Raw genomic sequence first — 18288 nt, 5'->3', positions numbered from 1 at the left:
GGTTGCCTTTCGGAGCGGCGGCTTGCTTACATAAAGCAGTGGCGGCGGCAATGCCACCGCCACTGCTTTAGTCTTAGCGGCATGGGGTCGTAGGCGACCTTTGGCGGAGAGTTACGGGGCGCAGCTTCCGCTGGCGGCAGCAGTGGCGGTAGCAGCTGTTGCGGTCCAAGCCCCACCGCTGACGCGGCACTGGACTTCTTCGAACATCAAGTTAAGCGTGCCGCCGAGGAGGCTGACGGCGACGATGATGACAACGGCGATGAGGCCAACCATGATGCCGTACTCAACGGCGGTTGCACCCTTTTCGTTGGTGTGGAGGCGGGTCGTGATGTTGGTGTAGAGAGAAAGCATTTGAGACTCCTGAGCGAGTGAGGAAGCTGGTCCAGCACCAGCTCTGAAATCAAGTTAGCAACGGGCTCCCGCCTTTCTGCCGGATCTTGGAACATCCTGCGCGAAGGCTTTATGGGGTGTACCTTTCCTGCGCTTTTCCTGCGTTAATACTGGGATTTGGGTACGTAAGCGCGCACAAACGGACCCCCTCGGTTCTGGGTGCCGAGGGGGTCCTGTCTATGGGGCGCCGGAGGCGCGTGGGCGATATCTCAGGGAGTTTCGTGCCCGAAAAAGGGCGGTCAGGGGATACCCAGCAGTAGTTTCAAGTGGACTGTAAGTTCGTCGAACCAGCCCTGCAGCGCCAGGCCGAAGAGGGTAATGACGGCAATCGTTGCTACCGCAATGAAGCTCATGAGCACACCGTACTCGGTCGACGTGGCGCCCCTTTCCTTGGTAAGGAAGACCTGCCACAAGTGGGATCGAACAGCGCGGGCTGGCCGTCGAATCACAAGGTGCCTCCGGAGAACAGCTCCATGATGCTGATCACGGATGGTCCTAGGACCACAATGAACAACGTGGGCAGGATGAAGAAGATCAGCGGGAACAGCATCTTGACCGGCATCTTCATTGCGTGTTCCTCAGCACGTTGTTTCCGTTTGATCCGCATGTCCGATGCCTGGGCCTTGAGTACGCCTGCGATGGCGACACCGTAGGCGTCTGCCTGAACAACCGCCCGGATGAAGCTGCGAACATCTGGCACGTCGATCCGGTCAGCCATCTCCAAGTAGGCTTCCTTGCGAGACCTTCCCACTTGGATGTCCTGCAGTGTGCGGATCAGTTCATCTGCCAACGGGCCGCTGCCGTTGTTGCCTGCACGTCCCATGGCCATTTCGAAACCCAGTCCGGCTTGGACCGCGATCAGCATCTGGTCCAAGGCATTCGGGAGTTCCAAACGGATGGCCTCGCGGCGTTTCTGTGCCCTGTTCCTGATGAGGATGTCCGGTACGAAGTAGCACAACGTCGTGATGGCCAGCATGATCAGGAAGTTGGGGGCAGTGGGGGAGGACAGGAAGAACAGATAGCCGAGGACGGCCCCCGTAAGGGCGAGCAGCGGCTTGATCATGATGACTCGTGCCAGAGGCCATTCTTTCGGACGCCCGGCGCCGGCCAGCTGCTTGTCCAGCCAGCCGGCGTAACCATTCGGTGTCAGCCTCTGGCTTACCTCGGTCAACGTCACGTTGACACTGAATCCTTGACGCTTCACCTTTACGGCCTTGCCAAGATTGGCCTGGATGTTGCGCAGCCCAGCCCGGTCGCCGGTGAAGACGAGGAACGTCATAAGGGTTACTGGCAGCACGATGGCCAGGATGCCGGCATATGCGATCACTTGCATTGACAATCACCTGCTTTCTAGAACTTCGGCTTGACGAGGCTCTTCAGCCACAGACCGCCAAGAGTCAAGAGGATAAGTCCGGCAGCAATCATCAGATAGCCGGGCAAAGTGGTGTAGAACGTTCGGGAGTACAACTCATTGAAGGCAGTCAGGCCCAGGAACATCACAACAGGCAGTGACATCAGGACCAGCGCTGACATACGGCCTTCAGCGCTCAACGCCCGGATCTGTCCGCGAACCTGATTACGGTCGCGAACTGTGTCACCCAGATGATCAAATACCTCTGCCAGGTCCCCACCAACTTCCCGGTGGATTTCAATCGCTTGGGCGATGGCCGCGAAGTCCTCGCTCTGCGTACGCCGGGCCACATCGGCAAGCGACTCTCCAAGGTCACGTCCAATCCGGGTTTCATTCACAATCCTGCTGAGCTCTTCAGACATCGGCATCTGGCTTTCCTGTGCCGCAGCATCGACAGCACGAAGCAAGCTATGGCCCGCGCGCAAGCCGCCGGCCAGCATCTGCAGCGTGTCCGGAACCTGATCGTCGAACTGACGCCGCCGTCTGGCAGCCAACAACTTCAAGGCGAGGTGGAGCAGCACCGGCGTAACGAGCGTTAGGAGAAGAGCGGGTGCAAACCCGCCGAGGAAGAATCCAGTGACTCCTGCAAGGAGGGTAATCACGCCGCCCATGAGCAGGTAGTCACCCGGATCCTTCTTGAGCCCGCATTCGTCCAAGCGATCCCTGCTCAAGAAGCGATTGCCCCGTTCTTTAACGCTCCTGTTGAGGACGCCCACAGCACGTTCAGTGAGTCGGCTCAACCCCGTGGAATGCGGAACGACATCCGGCCGGCGACGCGACATGGGGATGGCGGCGCTGTTCTTGAAGACAACCCAACCGAACAGGACGAGCGCCAGATAGACCAGGAACAGTCCGGCAATAAAAATCGCCGGCGAGACCTCCTGCAACATAACTACCGCCCCTTTGATCTGGGCCCGCTGGCCAATTGGGCACCAAATACCGATGGGGAAATAGGTATGCCCAACTCGGCAAACCGGTCCGTGAACCGGGGCCTCACACCGGTTGGCACCGGTTTGCCCAAAAACTTGCCATTGGCGTCTATTCCAGCTGAATAGTCGAAGACAAAAGCATCTTGAAGGGTGACCACGTCTCCCTCCATCCCCTGGACTTCGGTGATATGCGTGACCCGGCGGGTGCCGTCCCGGAGCCTTGAAATGTGCACTATCAGGTTGATCGCTGAGGCAACCTGTTCTCGAACCGCACGCAGCGGGATATCCATGCCGGCCATCAGCACCAAGGTCTCCAGCCTGGCTATAGCGTCCCTCGGTGTGTTGGCATGCACAGTCGAGATAGACCCATCATGTCCAGTGTTCATGGCTTGCAGCATGTCCAAACATTCCCCGCCGCGGACCTCGCCCACCACGATTCGGTCCGGGCGCATGCGGAGGGAGTTCCGCACTAAATCCCGGATGGAGACTGCGCCCTTACCCTCAATGTTTTGGGGGCGGCTCTCGAGCCGGATCACATGGTCCTGCTGGAGTTGGAGTTCGACGGCGTCCTCTATGGTGACGATCCTGTCGTCCGACGGGATGAATGAGGACAATACGTTGAGAAGGGTCGTTTTACCGGTACCAGTGCCACCCGAAACGATGATATTCATTCTCGCCAAGACACAAGCCCTTAACAGTTCCGCCATCTCAGGAGAGAGGCTGCCGAGGGCGATCAGATTGTTGACGGTAAGCGGGTCCCGGCCGAATTTTCGGATGGTGAGGGCGGGCCCGTTCACAGCGAGCGGAGGGATGATGGCATTGACGCGCGAACCGTCTGCCAGCCTTGCGTCCACTAAGGGTGACGATTCGTCGATCCGCCGGCCGACCTTTGACACTATCCGCTCGATCACTCTGCGCAGGGCGTCATCCGAACTGAATTTCGTGTCAGTCAAGAAAAGGTGGCCTTGGCGCTCGACGTAAACCTGGTCGAAGCGGTTGACCATCACTTCAGTAATCGATGGATCGTCCAGGTAGCGTTGGATGGGGCCATGACCGAGCACGTCGTCTATGATTTCCCGAATCAGCCGCTGGCGTTCGGCACCGGAAAGGGGCACCTGTTCTTCGTCAACGACAATTTTCAACTCATCCCGTACAAACTGATGGAGCTCGGCCTCCTCAAGAGACGAATCCGTAATCCGTGACCCGAGTCGCTCATAGAGGGCTTGGCTGGCTCTTTCCTTCAAGGAAGTCAGGGCGTCACTTGCCACCGCTCCCGTTTGGGGCACTTCCAGCGTCACCACTGCACTTGCGGCGGCTTCTGCAGTCTTGGCTTCCTGGATCTTACCCAGAGTGGCCGGCGCAGGTGGCGCGAGGAAGGCGCCGTCGAAAGGGCTGCTTGGCTTGGACTCCTGGGTTGGCTTGGATTCACCCCGGAGCTGCTGGAACCGATCGGTGAGGCTCACTGTACTACCGCCCTTCTGTGCAGCTGTTTGTGGGTTCGTGATTCCCAGTCGGGTTTGAAACGGTCAACCAGCTTCCGTAGGCCCTTCGTGGCTGGGTCCCGGCTCCCGTCCTGAAGAAGCGGAATTCCCTTGTTGGTCGAGTACGGCAGCGACTTGGATCTCGGAAGTACTACATCAACTGGTGCGTTGATAGTTGCCTCAACGTCCTGCAGAGTCAGTCCTGTCCGGCGATCGGCCATATTCAGCACCACGTGGCGCTGGGCCGGCATGAGGTTCAATTCATCAAGGATTTGGAACCCGGTGCGCAGCCCCCTGATGCTCGGAATATCCATGCCGCAGACCCAGACTGCGTCAGAAGCATGTTCAAGCGTCGCCAGGACGTGTTCCCCCAGGCCCGGTGCGGTGTCCACGATGATGTAGTGGAATTCCTCTTTCAGCTGGGTGAGCAGCCGTGAGACATGTTCTCCTGTGATCCTGTCCATCTCGACAGGATTGCGCGGGGCGCAGAGGGCGTAGATCCCGGCCGGATGGACTGTGAGGTAGGTCTTCAGGACCATGGAGTCTTGGCTCGCTGCCCCCACGACGGCATCCGTAATGGTGTGTTCGGGTTCAAGCAGCAAGCCGCTGGCCACATCGCCGAACTGGAGATCCAGGTCGACAATGACAACCCCCATAGGTGCGGCTTTGGCCAGGCCGACAGCGAGGTTCGTAGCTATCGTCGTCTTGCCGACGCCTCCCTTTGGTGACATCACTGCCACGACCCGACCGCCTTTTCCGTGGTCCGCGTGTTCGGAAGTCCCAGGAGCCAGGCCCCTACGGCGGCCTGCAGCCGCTAGGCTGGCTCTTTCCAACATGACGCGGATGGCGTCGGGATCGGATCCCGGATCCAGCAGGTCCCGGACTCCAGAGCGCATGGCCTTGATGACCACGTCGGAGGTTTCCGGGACCACGAGCACAACACTTATTTCTGGAAATTGGAGATCCATGACCGAGGCCAGCTTCAAGGAATCGTCTACCGGAAGCCCAGGGCCAAGGATTAGGACCTCAGGGGGTTCCCCTACGAGCTGCCGCAGGAAGTCCTGCGGGCCCTCGGGCAGATAGTCGGCTTGGAAGGCCTGAAGGGAACCATGGATGCCTGCAGTCGCAAGCCGGGTCTTCTGCTCGAAATCTGCATCTGGTGTGATAAGGACGAAGCGACTCATCGGAACAACCTTGTCTTGTCTACGACGCCGACTGTGCCTTCAATGGCATTACCGGGTTCTCTGGACAGGTAGATGTTGCCGAACTCGGCGGCAAAAACTATTTTTTCGGCGTCTGCCGAACCCCGGGCCAGTGTGATGAGGTAGGTACCGTCTCCGGTGGCATCCTTCTTGGCAGGGGCTGAGCCGCCGGCGGAAGCAGTGGCAGTAGAATCTGACTTCGCGGCCGTGCCGTTGCTGAACTGTGATGCTGTGACCAGGACTTTGTGGAACGTTAGCTGTGTACCGCTGGACTTGCTGACGACATCACCGGTGGCAGCGTTCGTTGTTGCATCGTCCAAGGAAATGAATAGGCCAACGGTGTCTCCCGCTTTCAGGACGCCACCAACAACGCGCTCGATTGGCAGTTTAAGCGTGATCTCCTGCATCCCCTCCGGCACCTGAACCCTGGACGGGCCAAGCAGGGAGTTAGCGTCGACCAGGCGAGATGAAAGGAGTTGCTCCCCGGGTACGAGGGGAACAGCTGTTACTTTGTCCCCAAGATCGCTCAAGCTGCTGACCGTGTCAGAGGCCAGCGCCAATTTTGGGACTTCCTTCTTGGCAACGGAAGCAGCCAGCTTGTCAGCGGCGGTGCCGGCCGCAACGGGCTTTTCAACGACGTAGACGGATTCTGTTTCGGTGTCGGCGAGAGCCCGTTTGTCTGCATTTTGGACGTACATGACCAGCATCACCGTCCCTATGACGGCCACAAGCAGTGCGGCAATGCCTCCCAGTAGGCGTGTTTTCATTTGATCCCCTTAATAATTTGGTTGATGCCTTTGCTAGTTGATGAGGTGAGCAATAGAGGTCCCGAAATCAGCCCCGGGAGGCCCAGTGAAGGACCCAATAGACTCGAACTTGATGAATTGCCCGATAACGCAACGGGCCTGTCCGGCTGTGCAAGCCAAGGCGCTCGTCATACCCGGGTCGCTGGCTGCGTTACGAAACTCGTATGCATGGTTGTTGCCGAACTTCCAGCCCCAGATCTTGAAGGTGGCGTAGCCGATAATGTTGAACTGGCCGTTCTGGCCTTGGTTCGTTGCGTCATCGAAAATTGGAAAAGCTACTTTGACTTCACCGCCGGCCAGGATGGTGGCCTTCCATTGGAGGAGGATTGTCTGGCAGCCGCTCGGAGGATTGTTTCCCGGATCGGACCCGAGTTCGTTGCTACCCACCTCAGTAGTTGCTTCACAGGGGGAGCTTTGGTCAAGCCATCCCCAACCTCCCGGAATCTGCGTGCCAGAGGGGCCGGTGCAGGTTCCACCAGGTTTGTAAGAGATCTTCTGAACTTCTGCGGTTGGGGTCGCGGTGGAGAGATTGAAGCAGTTGTCCGAGATTGCCAAAGGAAAGCCGGAGCCGCTGCCGGGAGGGTTAAAGCCGCTGTCGCGTGCGCGCCCACGGTTGCTGGGGGCGCGTTGAGCGCAGCAGAGAACATCTGCCGAAGGAAGCCAGCGCCGCTGACGCCATCCCGCGTTGTGGTCCGAACCGTCACTTGGTTAGCAACGTTTTGGTCTACTTCGAATACGGTCGACGAACCATCGTTGGAGTTGCCGTCGGCCATACCTTGAGCGACACCTTCGGCGATTGACTGGGAACATCCTGTTTGATGGCAAGCGTCCAGGACTGCCAAGGCGCCGGCGTCAGCGCCGTTTTGGAGTTGGGCTCGCTCAGCGTAGACCTGTCCGACATCAACTGCCAGGGCACCAGCACCGATGAGGACGAGCATGATGCCAGCCACCAGGACCCCGACGGCACCACGCTCAGCGTCCGGTTTCGGTTTTCCTAACCACCGCATCGCATTGCTCCTACTCCGACTAGGGTGACGCCGCTCCCAAAGAGGCCTGTCAGGGTGTCGGCGGTATACGAGATTTCCACGTTGACTGTCCCGTCGGCTACGCAGGTGGTGGGTGTGAACGTGTAAGAGAACGTGTCTGTGGCGAGGCCGGGAGCGCCGTTGGCCGCCGCCGTTTCTGCTTCCGCCTGGCTATTAGTGATGGCCATCGTCCGGGCCGCTTCACGCGCCGCTTGGGTGACCGAAATTTGAAGATTGAAAGCATGGGCAAACTCGACGATGCCGCCGAGAAGCGCCAGAAGTATTGGCGCCACGAGTGCGAACTCGACGGCGACGGCGCCGCGACTGCGTTCTTCGGCGCGGGATGCTTTGCGTTTCAAGGGGTCCCCCTGTGCTGTTGCAACTGTGGTGAGCGTTCTTGAGGCTGGCGATAAAGAGCTTGTGCCGCGCCCGCGTTGCGCGGACGCGGCACAAGTCCTTGGTGAACTGCCTTTTACTACGGGCCGGTGGTCCAGCCGTCGACCACGACGCCCAGATCCGAGAACCAGTTGCTGAGCGCCTGGCCGAACAGGGCTGCGCCCACGATGATGGCGAATGCTACGAAGGCGATCAGGAGTGAGTACTCCGTTGCAGTCGCCCCTTTTTCAGATTCGAAGCGATCCTTGATGCCGGCGATGAATGCAGTCATCGAGACCATAAGAGAAGTCATTTTATTTCCTTAATTCGGTGAAATGAATGATTTTGATTTCAACGAATCTCCAGCTGCCCCCATAAATCTTTAGCGGCTGGACTTCGCTAAGAAGAGATTCTCACTGGGGGGCATATGGCAACAATGCGTAGTGGTACTCGACTTTCTCGAGAGGCGCGCAAACTATGTACCTGAAAGATGACGGTTGTACTCGGAATAGGATGCGAGTACACGGCCGACTACTTGGAGTGACCTTTTGTGAGGCACGGAGACCTAGGGATGTTCTCTCAGTGCTTCCTAGCCGATGAAGAACGTAACCGCTGCGAGGGCTCCGAGCATTGATGGGCCGTGGGGTAGCTCTGTAGCCTTGTTCCGGCCTTTTCTACTAATCACGAGCACCGCAACCAAGCCATTCAGGATGAAACCGAGGAGCCCGCCGTAAAGCAACTGCCCCCAGCCTAAGTACCCGAGGTAGAGCCCGACGGGCGCTGCGAGTTTCACGTCCCCCATGCCGATGCCGCCCGGGGAAATAAGTCCCAAAACCAGGTAGGCAACAAACAAAATGACGGCTCCGAGGACTGCCCGAAGTAGATCGTCAGATTGCCTACCAAGTGTTCCTGGTAATAAAAGCAGCAAAAGACCGCCGGCGAGCAGCAAAAACACAAGTGCGTTTGGCAGCAGGTGGAGTGAAACGTCAATCCGTGCCAGCTGAACGCCCAGCAATGCAAGGAATAGAAAGGATGGAAGGCTAAAGGTAATTCCAAGATGCAAAGTAAAGGCGATGCACGCTAGGCCGGTGATTGCCGCCGTCGTAATCCGAACCCGCAGGATAGGCACTCCACCGAGTCTCGGAAGGAATCTTGCGATCAGGATCTCGGCGATGGGGGAGAGGGCGCATCCCAGGAGTCCGACCCCAATGACAAGCAGCCAACTGTTGTAGTCCACGTTCGCCACTGACAACACTGTATCCCCCATGTTGGTTGAGCCGGCATGGGCCCCGGTGGCCGTCGGCTAACCCATTTTGACCCTGAAGACCTTAACGCGCTAATCTTGGTAGTCGTTGTGCGTGTCCTATTCCGATGGTGCGTGCCCGCTTGAGAATCCGGTTGCAGGATAACTACTCAACGTGCACATTCGGAACTTCAGGATGACTGGTTACATGGAGCCCTCACCTCTGTTCCGGTAGCGCGCAGACAGTAGGTGCGCGAGCTAGCGACACCTAAACAAGAACGCCAGAACAAGAACGAGGCAAACACCGTGCGTACGTACACCCCGAAGCCCGGCGATATCAACCGCCAGTGGCACGTCATTGACGCCACCGACGTTGTCCTTGGTCGTCTTGCAAGCCAGACCGCAATCCTGCTGCGCGGCAAGCACAAGGCCACTTTCGCATCCCACATGGACATGGGCGACTTTGTCATCATCATCAACGCTGAAAAGGTAGCCCTGACCGGTGCCAAGCTGGAGCAGAAGCGCGCATACCGCCACTCCGGCTACCCGGGCGGCCTGACCTCCGTCAACTATGCGGAACTGCTGGAATCCAACCCGGTCCGTGCCGTTGAGAAGGCCATCAAGGGCATGCTCCCCAAGAACTCCCTGGCTGCCCAGCAGCTCGGCAAGCTGAAGGTGTACCGCGGTGCTGAGCACCCGCACGCCGCCCAGCAGCCCAAGACTTTCGAAATCACCCAGGTCGCCCAGTAGTCCTGGCCACCAAACAACTTATCTATACAAGGAGAATCGTGGCTCAGAACGAAGAGACCACCGAGGTCGTCGCGGCCGAGGAAAACCTGACCAGCTACACCTCTGAGAGCTCAGCTGCTGAAGCTGCTCCCAAGAAGGAGCGCCCGGCCCTGACCGTTGCCGGCGCAGCCGTTGGTCGCCGTAAGGAAGCCGTTGCACGCGTCCGCGTTGTGCCCGGCTCCGGCAAGTGGACCATCAATGGCCGCGAGCTGGCGAACTACTTCCCGAACAAGCTCCACCAGCAGGACGTCAACGAACCCTTCAAGATCCTCGATCTCGAAGGCGCCTACGACGTCATCGCCCGCATCCACGGCGGCGGCATCTCCGGCCAGGCCGGTGCCCTGCGCCTCGGCATCGCCCGTTCGCTGAACGAGATCGACGTCGAGAACAACCGCGCCACGCTGAAGAAGGCCGGTTACCTGTCCCGCGACGCCCGTGTCATCGAGCGTAAGAAGGCAGGTCTCAAGAAGGCCCGCAAGGCCCAGCAGTACTCCAAGCGCTAAGTCCGCATGCACAGAAGCCCGTCCCGCCATTTGGTGGGGCGGGCTTTTGTTGTTTAGGGCTGATGCACTGTTAGGTCATAAATTGTTTCAGCTCCGAGCTTGGTTGGGATGAAGTTTTCATGGATCCACTGAAGGATGGTTTCCGCCTCCTTGCCAACCTTTTGCTCCGCCAACAGCCCGGGCTGGTCAATGAAATAGCCAATGTGGCCCTGAGCCACAAGATTTTGGAACACCTCCAGCGTCGGAGTGGGATCCAGCCCGAGCCAGCCACCTAGAGCGGCTACAGGTCTTCGTGATTCAAGCTGGTATAACGCCGCGTTTTGCGCCGTCACAGTCATAGCAGCCCAGGTCTCATCGCCAGTGTTAGCTCGCAGGAGCTGCACGAGTTCCGGATTAGGCGGGGCACCGAACGCTAGGTGGAGACTCCGGAGATCCTCGCCCTGCCGGGCTGCCTCGAACCTTTTGGATAATGAGCCGTCGAAGGCCGAGGGCGGCCCTGACAACGGATTAGTTCCGCCCTGTGGCGTACTGACTGTGTAGAGGTTGGTCACGGCCGGACCCATAAGTAGGGAGAGTGCAACGGGCAGGAGGATTGCCATTCTAGTTTTACCTTGCGGCAACAACCACAGCAGGCTTGCCGCGAAGCAACCCACAGGGAGCAGCAGTTGCCAACCCGGTGGCCAGTCGTGGCTGTACTCCAAGATTTTGGACGCAAGATAGCCTGTTGCCGCGATAACAACCGAGCCAATCGCCCGGCTGACCAACCGGTGGCGGGAAGTCCAAAGCTGTCGGAGGCCGAGCGGCAGCACAATTGCCATGGGGGCGGCAAACGAGAATGTGTAGTAGGAGTGAACCATCGTTCCGGCCATTGCGAGAACTCCAACTACCGTGATGAGCCAAGTTGATGCAATGAGAGCTGTGGCCGAGGTCTTTTGTCGACTGGACGGGTCTCGCAGTACCAACAGAACCAGCGCGCATGCAAGAGACGGAAATAGTAACCACGCGGCCTCTGGGGCGAAATCGGCACTGAACAATCGTGAAAAGCCAGCGATGATTGTGTTCGGAAGGGACTGGGATTCACTCGGTACAGGCACTCCATCATGATTCGTGAATTGCGCGAAGCGTCCGATGCCGTTGTAACCCATAGTCAATTGGAGGGCGCTGTTGTTGGCGGAACCGCCTATGTAAGGGCGTTGTGATGCTGGAACTAGTTCCACAATCAGCACCCACCAGCCTGCTGTAACCAGAAGTACGGCGAATGCCCCAACTAGCCGCATTATCCGCGCGCCGAGTGGGCTCGTTCCAAGAAATAAGACGGCTAGGATCAAGCTCGGTACAACCAGGAGGGCCTGTATCTGTTTAGCCATAAAACCGAACCCCAGCGCCGCGCCGCAGAGCAAAAACCAGCGCCATCGGCCATCCTCGATTGCCTTGACCGCGAAGTAGACCGCCGCGACAACGAGGAGTCCCATCAGGGGTTCGGGATTGTTGAACCGGGACATGAGTACGACGACAGGAGTTGTGGCATAAACGGCCGCCCCAAGGAGGGCAACGTGTGGTGTCGAAGTTGTCCTGATGGTCTTGTAGATGAGCCAGGTGGTAGTAACTCCCATTAAGGTTTGGGGAAGCAAAATGCTCCACGAACTCAGACCGAAGAGGCGCACTGATAAGCCCATGATCCAGACGCTCAAAGGTGTCTTATCGACAGTCACCAGGTTGCCGGCGTCCGCTGACCCGTAAAACCATGCGGTCCAGTCCATAGCCCCGGCCTGTGCGGCTGCTGAGTAATAGGGATTGGCCCAGCCATTAGCGTCCAGACGCCACAAGTACAGCACGGCTGTCGCGAGGAGAAGCACGCCGAGAGCAGCACCTTCCCTGCGGTCGTTCCATTCTTGGCCTTGCCAGTTCTTCTGCCGGGCATGGCCTCGTTGAGTGGCTTCTGGACGCCTCAGTTCCTCCCTTCGCCCTTGACGTGGGGCCTGCTTCACATGTCCCAGGTGTGCGTCCTGGGAAGCATTTGTATCGAGGGGCAGTGGCGTCATGGTGCCGGAAATTGGAAGAGTTCAGCACCATCCACGTTCTCGGCGGCGTAATGGCTTCGGACCCATGCGACGATCTTTGCTGCCTCGCCTTGGCCCTCCAAAGTGAGCGGGGGCAGGGTTTGAAACGTCAGTGCTCCTACTCGGCCTTCACGAATCATTTGTTGAAAACTTTCTAGTGTGGGGTAAGGGTCCGTGCCATCAAAGCCGCCCAACGAAAGGATTCCACGGCCGCTGGCCAACTGCAGGTTGGCGGCACTTTCAGCTCCAATTGTCGCTGCTGCCCATGTCACCGAGTCATCGACGGTTCGAATTCTGCGTAGCAATCCTGGTTGCGCCGGGTCGCCGGTTATTACCGCTGTGAGTCCAGCGGAAAGACGGGGACCCCTCAGCTTCGGATCCGGATGATCGCCTCTGATGCCAAGGATGCCCGGCCCTGCTGTGACTCCGGCCCCAACATGGGGGGAACCCACGGAATCCACGGACCAGAGAAGCGGGCACATTATCACGGTGCCTATTAAAGCGCCCGTGGTGACTCTCGTCATAAACAAATTTGGGGGCGGAACCAGTAATAACGTCATTGTGAGTCCTCCGGCGACCGCGACAAGTGAGGGTAGCCACGGAAAGTCGGCTACGGAGCGAAATACGGTAACTGTGGCCAGAAACAGATAGGCGATCATTGCCACGGAAATTAGGAGTCTAAACGGCACATGCCTTAGCCGCCGGGTGCAAAACAAGATGCCAGATGCCGCCAACGCCGACAGGGGTGGCGTAGCCGTAAGCGAGTAGTACGGATGAACTATTCCGGACATATAAGCGAGAACCGTAGCGGTCGTAATCAACCAAACCGCAGAAAACACCACAAGGGCATGAGTCGAAGTTAGTTTTGGATTTTTGCGAAAGTACCAGATCGCAACGATTATTCCCACCACTGCGAAGGGAAGGAACCAGGCGAATTGTCCGGAGAATTGGGGTAATAAGAACCTCTGGAACCCTGCGTCCAGCTTGTCTGCGATGGCGGCGGTCGAACTGGTGATGGTTCGGCTTGCATCTGCGCCAGTGAGCCGATCGAGGCCGTTGTATCCCAACGCCAGTTCAAGGGTGCTGTTCGTTCGTGACCCGCCAATAAATGGACGGGTCGCCGGATCAGCAAGCTGAACCAAGAGAAGCCATGTTCCTGCTACTAAAGATGCAGTGCCGCCTGCCATGAACAGGTGCAGCAAGCGTTTAGACAAGCTCGCCCGCGCAAAGGACAAGTACGTAATAACGAGACCTGGCAGAATCAGCCCTATCTGCAATTGCTTTGTGAGAAACCCAGCACCCACAAGTGCTCCCGCAAAGATCAGCCAGCGCAGTCGGCGTTCGTCAATGGCCTTCAGAACGGTGAACGCAACTGCCACCATGATGAGGACCAGCAGCGCGTCAGGGTTGTTGTACCTAAACATGACTGTGCTGACGGGTGTTACTGCCATGAAGGAGGCCGCCAAGAGACCGACGGCGGTACCAAACCGATTCCGAACGAGTAAGTGCAGCAGGAATACCGTGGACACACCCATGAACGCCTGTGGTAGCAATATGCTCCAACTACTGAGGCCAAAAAGTCGTACGGACAGCGCCATAATCCAGATACTCATCGGCGGTTTGTCTACCGTAATGGCGTTGCCGGGATCGAAAGATCCGTAGAGGAATGCCGACCAGTTTTGGGATCCGGCCATGGCGGCCGCGGAATAGTACGCGTTTGCCCAGCCGTTCCTGTCTAGTCCCCAGCAGTAGAGGAAACCAGTCAGCAGGAGAATAGTAGCGAGCGCAGCCCATTCCAAGCGAGGAAATGAGGGGATCTTACGCACGAACCGAGCGGACGGTGAGGAAGGCGTGTCTAAACTTTGAACTGCAGCGGGTGGAGAGCCGCCAGGGATTTTCTCTTGTGCGGGAGTATTCATGGGGCGGACTGACCCTGAGGCCACAAACGTGCGGCAGCTGTAGGGCGAGCTTCCCGTTTGACTCGAAACACCCAGAGGCGTAAGAGTACGAACCGCATCAGGGTTGCAAGAATATTGGCTGCAGTGAGGACTAGGAGTTCCAAATTTGGTGCAGCAATGGCGTTAATCGAGTGCAGTACCAGCAGCGACGATGACGTTATGCTCCAGGCAAGTAAGAACACGAGGAACCCCTGGAACTGTTGGGTAAACAGCTTCTCTGGGCCACTGATACCGAAGGTGAACCTACGGTTCGCCGCTGTATTCCCCACCGCTGTAAGCAGAAGTGCAAGGAAGTTGGCTTCCTGGGATCCAAAGGGCCCCTGCATGGCGAGGTAGAGAAGCGCGAAAGCCAAGGTCGAGGCGACACCCACAAGCCCAAAACGGAGCACCTGTCCAAAGAAGCTCGGCCGGCTAACTTGAGTCATTGGCCGGCGGCCTAGTTCAGCGTAAATTGCCTGGACTGGGATGAGTCCCTTCACAAGGGAGGTGCTTACACGTACCATTCCACGGAGGTCGTCGAGAGCTGTCTGTTTAATGTCCACACGGCTGTCAGGATCGTCTACCCAGTCAACGGGAATTTCATGGATACGAAGGCCTGATCGTTCAGCAATAATCAACAACTCAGTGTCGAAAAACCAACAGTTGTCCTCAATGTGGGGAAGCAGCCTCTTAGCGACATCGGCTCGAATGGCCTTGAACCCACATTGGGCATCAGAAAACCTGACCTGCATGGTGCGTCGGAGTAGAAAGTTGTAGGACCTGGAGATGAACTCACGCTTCGGCCCCCGCCTTACCCGCGCGCTCTGGCCCAGACGAGTGCCGATTGAAATGTCGGAATGGCCGGACAGCAGGGGAGCCACAAGGGGCAGCAGTGCGGCAAGATCGGTGGATAGATCAACGTCAAGATAGGCCAGAACTTTCGCTTCGGAAGCACTCCAAGCGTCTCTCAACGCGTAGCCTCGTCCCTTGACCTCAAGGCGCCGGTATCCAACATTCTGCATGTGCTCGCTGAGTCGAGCGGCAATCACCGGAGTCCTGTCGGTGCTCGCATTATCGGCGATGGTAATTTTCCACGTCGACGGCATTTCATTCGTCAGATATTCGGCGAGCCTTGTGATGCTGCGTTCGAGTACCGCTTCTTCGTTGTAGACCGGTACTACAATTTCGAGCGCCAAGCCCCCATAGCTAGGTGTCATGCATGGATCGTAGGGGCCGCCAAATAGGCGTGGCGAGGGTTTAGAGCAAAGACAGGTAGCAACGAAAAAAGCAGGTAGTCCCAGTAATTGGCCGAGGCAACAGGCAGGTACTCACCAAGTAGATCCGGGCCAGAAGGAGTCGCCTACGCAGGTTCCAATGCACCGATCCTCTACACTTGACCGGTGTCTAGATTATTTGGAACTGATGGTGTCCGGGGGCTGGCCAACGGCCTGCTGACAGCAGAACTCGCCCTGCAGCTGGCCCAGGCGGCCGCCGTCGTGCTCGGCCACGACCGCAACTCCAACGGCTCCCGGCCCCGCGCCGTGCTGGCCCGTGACCCGCGCGCCAGCGGCGAATTCATCGCCGCAGCCGTGGAAGCCGGGCTCTCCAGCTCAGGCATCGACGTCTATGACGCAGGGGTGTTGCCCACCCCCGCGGCCGCTTACCTGGTGGCGGACCTGGACGCGGATTTCGGCGTCATGATCTCCGCCTCCCACAACCCGGCACCGGATAACGGCATCAAGTTCTTCGCCCGCGGCGGCCAGAAGCTGCCCGACGAGGTGGAGGACGCCATCGAAGCCCAGATGGGCAAGGAAGCCGTCCGGCCCACCGGCGCCGACGTAGGCCGCATACAGCGCTTCTCCGACGCAGAGGACCGCTACATCGTCCACCTGCTCCGGACCCTCCCGCACCGCCTCGATGGCCTCACCGTGGTCCTTGACTGCGCCAACGGTGCGGCCAGCGGCTGCTCGCCCCAGCTCTTCAAGGACGCCGGAGCTGACGTGGTCGTCATCGGCGCCGATCCGGACGGACTCAACATCAACGACGGCGTCGGCTCCACCCACCTCGGCCCGCTCAAGGAAGCCGTGATCAAGTACGGTGCCAACCTGGGAATCGCCCACGACGGCGATGCCGACCGCTGCCTGGCCGTGGACCACGAAGGCAACGAGGTTGACGGCGACCAGATCATGGCCATCCTCGCCGTCGCGCTCAAGAACTCCGGCAAACTCAAGGATGACGTCCTGGTAGCCACCGTCATGAGCAACCTCGGCCTGAAGATCGCCCTCCGCGAAGCCGGCATCACCATCGTGGAAACCGCGGTGGGGGACCGCTACGTGCTGGAGGGCATGCGCGACGGCGGCTACAACCTGGGCGGCGAACAGTCCGGCCACGTCATCTTCGCCGACCACGCCACCACCGGCGACGGCCTCCTCACCGGCCTGCAGCTCGCCGCACAGGTGGCCCTGACCGGGAAACCGCTCAAGGAACTCGCCACCGTGATGACCAAGCTCCCGCAGGTCCTCATCAACGTCAAGGGCGTGGACCGCACCCGCGTGGGCAGCAGCGACGTCCTGGCCCAGGCCGTGGCATCGGCGGAAGCAGCGCTTGGGGAAACCGGCCGCGTCTTGCTCCGCCCATCCGGCACCGAGCCCGTGGTCCGCGTCATGGTGGAGGCCGCCGACGAGGAGACGGCCCAGTCCATCGCCGAACACCTGGCCCAGGTGGTCCGCACCGAACTCGCGCTGGAGCTCGCCTCCAACTAGCCGGCGCGGCTCAAAACAACCGCAGAAAAGAGTGGCCCGCCTCCCAACATGGAGACGGGCCACTTTGCGGTTGGAAAGGCTTAGACCCGGTCCTTCAATGCATCCCGGATCTCGGTCAGGAGCGCAACCTGCGGATCCTCTGCAGCGTCCTTCTTCACATCCTTGTTGATCCCAAGCCGGCGGTTGCGGCGCTCAATCATGATGTTCATCGGCATCACCACCACAAAATAGATGGCCGCCGCAATGAGCAGGAAGTTCACCACAGCGGTCAGCAGCACCCCGAACTCGATGGCGTTGCCGTTCAGCTCCACCCTTCCGAAGCTGTCGAAGTTGGGTGCACCCACCAGGCCTGAGACGAAGGGCATCAGCACTTTGTTGACCAGCGCCGTCACCACGGCGCCGAAAGCAGTACCCATGACGACGGCGACGGCAAGGTCAACCACGTTGCCCTTCATGATGAAGTTTTTGAATCCACTAAGCATGGAAACCAACCTAGCGCACCGGCATTACAGGTACGCCGGTGCCGCCTCCAGGCCGAAGTATTCCTCCAGCGTGCCGATGCCCCGGTTCAGCATGTCCGTGGCCGCCTCCACGCCCACGTACCGCAGGTGCCACGGCTCGTAGTAGTACCCCGTGACGGGGTGCAGCATCCAGGGATACCGCACCACGAATCCGAAGCGGTGGCCGTTGGCTTTCGCCCAGGACGCCGCTGGCTGGTCGGCAAAGCACGGCTGGAAGCTGCAGGCGCCCCCGCCGTCCGCGATGTCGAACGCCCACCCCGTCTGGTGCTCCGAGTGGCCGGGCCGGGCACTGGCCGTGTCGGCATCGGCTTGCCCGCGCGCCGCGACGTACCCGTTGTAGGTGGTCACCTGCGTGCTGTACGAGCGGTAGCCGCTGGCCAGGACCAAAGCCACGCCATCCTGCGCGGCGGCCGCGAACATCGCTTCGGCCGCCGCAGCCGTCGTGCTGTTCAACAGCGCCGCCTCGCCCGCGGCGGAAATGGCGACGGCGGGACGCACCAGGTCAGCCGGCACAAAGTCCGCCGGCTTCAGGGGCCGGTGCTTGTTGACGATGACCCACTGGCTGGCCGGGTCATCAAGCGAAAACTGACGCGCCAGGGCCGCCGACGGCGACGGTGACGGTGCGGGGGACGGCACCTCCGGTGACTGGCCCACCGTGGCGGCTTCCGCCGTCGGGCCCGCTGAAGCGGTGACCGCAGCAGGGGAGGGGGCTGCGGAAGAAGCAGCGGACGACGCCGGCACGGCCTTGGGTGCCTCAGGCGTGCACGCTGAGAGGACAGTCAGCCCGGCCCCCGCTGCGAGGAACCGGGTGAAGCTGCGCCGGCTGGGGGACCCGCATTGGTAGCACACCTGTG

At 59.3% G+C, this 18288-nt stretch carries 19 protein-coding genes; 3 read left to right on the top strand and 16 right to left on the bottom strand.

Annotated features, from left to right (window positions below; translation table 11 throughout):
* Positions 1-111: 111 nt before the first annotated feature.
* The 11 genes from OUO20_RS10940 to OUO20_RS10885 form a co-directional block, all read right to left on the bottom strand.
* Complete coding sequence (locus OUO20_RS10940; protein WP_268001730.1) at positions 112-351, bottom strand: Flp family type IVb pilin; 240 nt, start codon at positions 349-351, stop codon at positions 112-114.
* Positions 352-835: 484 nt separating this feature from the next.
* The gene (locus tag OUO20_RS10930) at positions 836-1723 is read right to left on the bottom strand and encodes a type II secretion system F family protein (protein WP_268001728.1); all 888 of its coding nucleotides are present in this window, start codon (positions 1721-1723) and stop codon (positions 836-838) included.
* A 17-nt stretch (positions 1724-1740) separates the two neighbouring features.
* The gene (locus OUO20_RS10925) at positions 1741-2691 is read right to left on the bottom strand and encodes a type II secretion system F family protein (protein ID WP_268001727.1); all 951 of its coding nucleotides are present in this window, start codon (positions 2689-2691) and stop codon (positions 1741-1743) included.
* Positions 2692-2693: 2 nt separating this feature from the next.
* The gene (locus OUO20_RS10920; RefSeq protein WP_268001726.1) at positions 2694-4193 is read right to left on the bottom strand and encodes a CpaF family protein; all 1500 of its coding nucleotides are present in this window, start codon (positions 4191-4193) and stop codon (positions 2694-2696) included.
* Positions 4190-5395 (bottom strand): AAA family ATPase, encoded by a 1206-nt coding sequence (locus tag OUO20_RS10915; protein WP_268001725.1) that lies wholly within the window; start codon positions 5393-5395, stop codon positions 4190-4192. The genes OUO20_RS10920 and OUO20_RS10915 overlap by 4 nt, the downstream gene beginning before the upstream one ends.
* On the bottom strand, positions 5392-6180 hold the full coding sequence (gene cpaB / locus OUO20_RS10910) for a Flp pilus assembly protein CpaB (RefSeq protein WP_268001724.1): 789 nt from the start codon (positions 6178-6180) through the stop codon (positions 5392-5394). The genes OUO20_RS10915 and cpaB overlap by 4 nt, the downstream gene beginning before the upstream one ends.
* Before the next feature lie 33 nt (positions 6181-6213).
* Positions 6214-6606: a hypothetical protein gene (locus OUO20_RS10905; protein WP_268003485.1), complete on the bottom strand. Its 393-nt coding sequence runs from the start codon at positions 6604-6606 to the stop codon at positions 6214-6216.
* The gene (locus tag OUO20_RS10900; RefSeq protein WP_268001723.1) at positions 6495-7157 is read right to left on the bottom strand and encodes a pilus assembly protein TadG-related protein; all 663 of its coding nucleotides are present in this window, start codon (positions 7155-7157) and stop codon (positions 6495-6497) included. The genes OUO20_RS10905 and OUO20_RS10900 overlap by 112 nt, the downstream gene beginning before the upstream one ends.
* Positions 7158-7213: 56 nt before the next feature.
* A complete protein-coding gene (locus OUO20_RS10895) occupies positions 7214-7603 on the bottom strand; it encodes a TadE/TadG family type IV pilus assembly protein (protein ID WP_268001722.1) in 390 nt (129 codons plus the stop codon).
* Between the two features lie 116 nt (positions 7604-7719).
* A complete protein-coding gene (locus OUO20_RS10890; protein ID WP_268001721.1) occupies positions 7720-7932 on the bottom strand; it encodes a Flp family type IVb pilin in 213 nt (70 codons plus the stop codon).
* 276 nt (positions 7933-8208) lie between these two features.
* Entirely contained in the window at positions 8209-8865 is a 657-nt protein-coding gene (locus OUO20_RS10885) for a prepilin peptidase (protein ID WP_268001720.1), read from the bottom strand.
* A gap of 303 nt (positions 8866-9168) precedes the next feature.
* Between OUO20_RS10885 and rplM the strand changes: the two genes are divergently transcribed.
* Both rplM and rpsI read left to right on the top strand, forming a co-directional pair.
* Positions 9169-9612 (top strand): 50S ribosomal protein L13, encoded by a 444-nt coding sequence (rplM, locus tag OUO20_RS10880; RefSeq protein WP_015937805.1) that lies wholly within the window; start codon positions 9169-9171, stop codon positions 9610-9612.
* A 38-nt stretch (positions 9613-9650) separates the two neighbouring features.
* Positions 9651-10154, top strand: a complete 504-nt coding sequence (gene rpsI / locus OUO20_RS10875; RefSeq protein WP_268001719.1) for a 30S ribosomal protein S9 — start codon at positions 9651-9653, stop codon at positions 10152-10154.
* A gap of 53 nt (positions 10155-10207) precedes the next feature.
* Here rpsI and OUO20_RS10870 read toward each other — a convergent pair whose 3' ends face one another.
* The 3 genes from OUO20_RS10870 to OUO20_RS10860 form a co-directional block, all read right to left on the bottom strand.
* Positions 10208-12196 (bottom strand): ArnT family glycosyltransferase, encoded by a 1989-nt coding sequence (locus OUO20_RS10870; RefSeq protein WP_268001718.1) that lies wholly within the window; start codon positions 12194-12196, stop codon positions 10208-10210.
* Positions 12193-14040: a glycosyltransferase family 39 protein gene (locus OUO20_RS10865; protein WP_268001717.1), complete on the bottom strand. Its 1848-nt coding sequence runs from the start codon at positions 14038-14040 to the stop codon at positions 12193-12195. The genes OUO20_RS10870 and OUO20_RS10865 overlap by 4 nt, the downstream gene beginning before the upstream one ends.
* 89 nt (positions 14041-14129) lie before the next feature.
* Positions 14130-15368: a bifunctional glycosyltransferase family 2/GtrA family protein gene (locus tag OUO20_RS10860; RefSeq protein WP_268001716.1), complete on the bottom strand. Its 1239-nt coding sequence runs from the start codon at positions 15366-15368 to the stop codon at positions 14130-14132.
* A 183-nt stretch (positions 15369-15551) separates the two neighbouring features.
* On the opposite strand from OUO20_RS10860, the gene glmM reads away from it, so the two are divergent.
* Positions 15552-16913: a phosphoglucosamine mutase gene (glmM, locus tag OUO20_RS10855; protein ID WP_026265751.1), complete on the top strand. Its 1362-nt coding sequence runs from the start codon at positions 15552-15554 to the stop codon at positions 16911-16913.
* An 80-nt stretch (positions 16914-16993) separates the two neighbouring features.
* Here glmM and mscL read toward each other — a convergent pair whose 3' ends face one another.
* Positions 16994-17395: a large conductance mechanosensitive channel protein MscL gene (gene mscL, locus OUO20_RS10850; protein ID WP_056389022.1), complete on the bottom strand. Its 402-nt coding sequence runs from the start codon at positions 17393-17395 to the stop codon at positions 16994-16996.
* 24 nt (positions 17396-17419) lie between these two features.
* Positions 17420-18283 (bottom strand): M15 family metallopeptidase, encoded by an 864-nt coding sequence (locus OUO20_RS10845; protein ID WP_268001715.1) that lies wholly within the window; start codon positions 18281-18283, stop codon positions 17420-17422.
* Positions 18284-18288: the final 5 nt, after the last annotated feature.

The organism is Arthrobacter sp. FX8 (assembly GCF_026723805.1).
GTDB lineage: Bacteria > Actinomycetota > Actinomycetes > Actinomycetales > Micrococcaceae > Arthrobacter.
This window is presented reverse-complemented; position numbering and strand designations above follow the sequence as displayed.

Bases quoted from the DNA above. Each gene is read 5' to 3' on its own strand.
- OUO20_RS10940 (WP_268001730.1), bottom strand. From the start codon at position 351: ATGCTTTCTCTCTACACCAACATCACGACCCGCCTCCACACCAACGAA.
- OUO20_RS10930 (WP_268001728.1), bottom strand. From the start codon at position 1,723: ATGCAAGTGATCGCATATGCCGGCATCCTGGCCATCGTGCTGCCAGTA.
- OUO20_RS10925 (WP_268001727.1), bottom strand. From the start codon at position 2,691: ATGTTGCAGGAGGTCTCGCCGGCGATTTTTATTGCCGGACTGTTCCTG.
- OUO20_RS10915 (WP_268001725.1), bottom strand. From the start codon at position 5,395: ATGAGTCGCTTCGTCCTTATCACACCAGATGCAGATTTCGAGCAGAAG.
- cpaB (WP_268001724.1), bottom strand. From the start codon at position 6,180: ATGAAAACACGCCTACTGGGAGGCATTGCCGCACTGCTTGTGGCCGTC.
- OUO20_RS10900 (WP_268001723.1), bottom strand. From the start codon at position 7,157: ATGCTCGTCCTCATCGGTGCTGGTGCCCTGGCAGTTGATGTCGGACAG.
- OUO20_RS10890 (WP_268001721.1), bottom strand. From the start codon at position 7,932: ATGACTTCTCTTATGGTCTCGATGACTGCATTCATCGCCGGCATCAAG.
- OUO20_RS10870 (WP_268001718.1), bottom strand. From the start codon at position 12,196: ATGACGCCACTGCCCCTCGATACAAATGCTTCCCAGGACGCACACCTG.
- OUO20_RS10860 (WP_268001716.1), bottom strand. From the start codon at position 15,368: ATGACACCTAGCTATGGGGGCTTGGCGCTCGAAATTGTAGTACCGGTC.
- mscL (WP_056389022.1), bottom strand. From the start codon at position 17,395: ATGCTTAGTGGATTCAAAAACTTCATCATGAAGGGCAACGTGGTTGAC.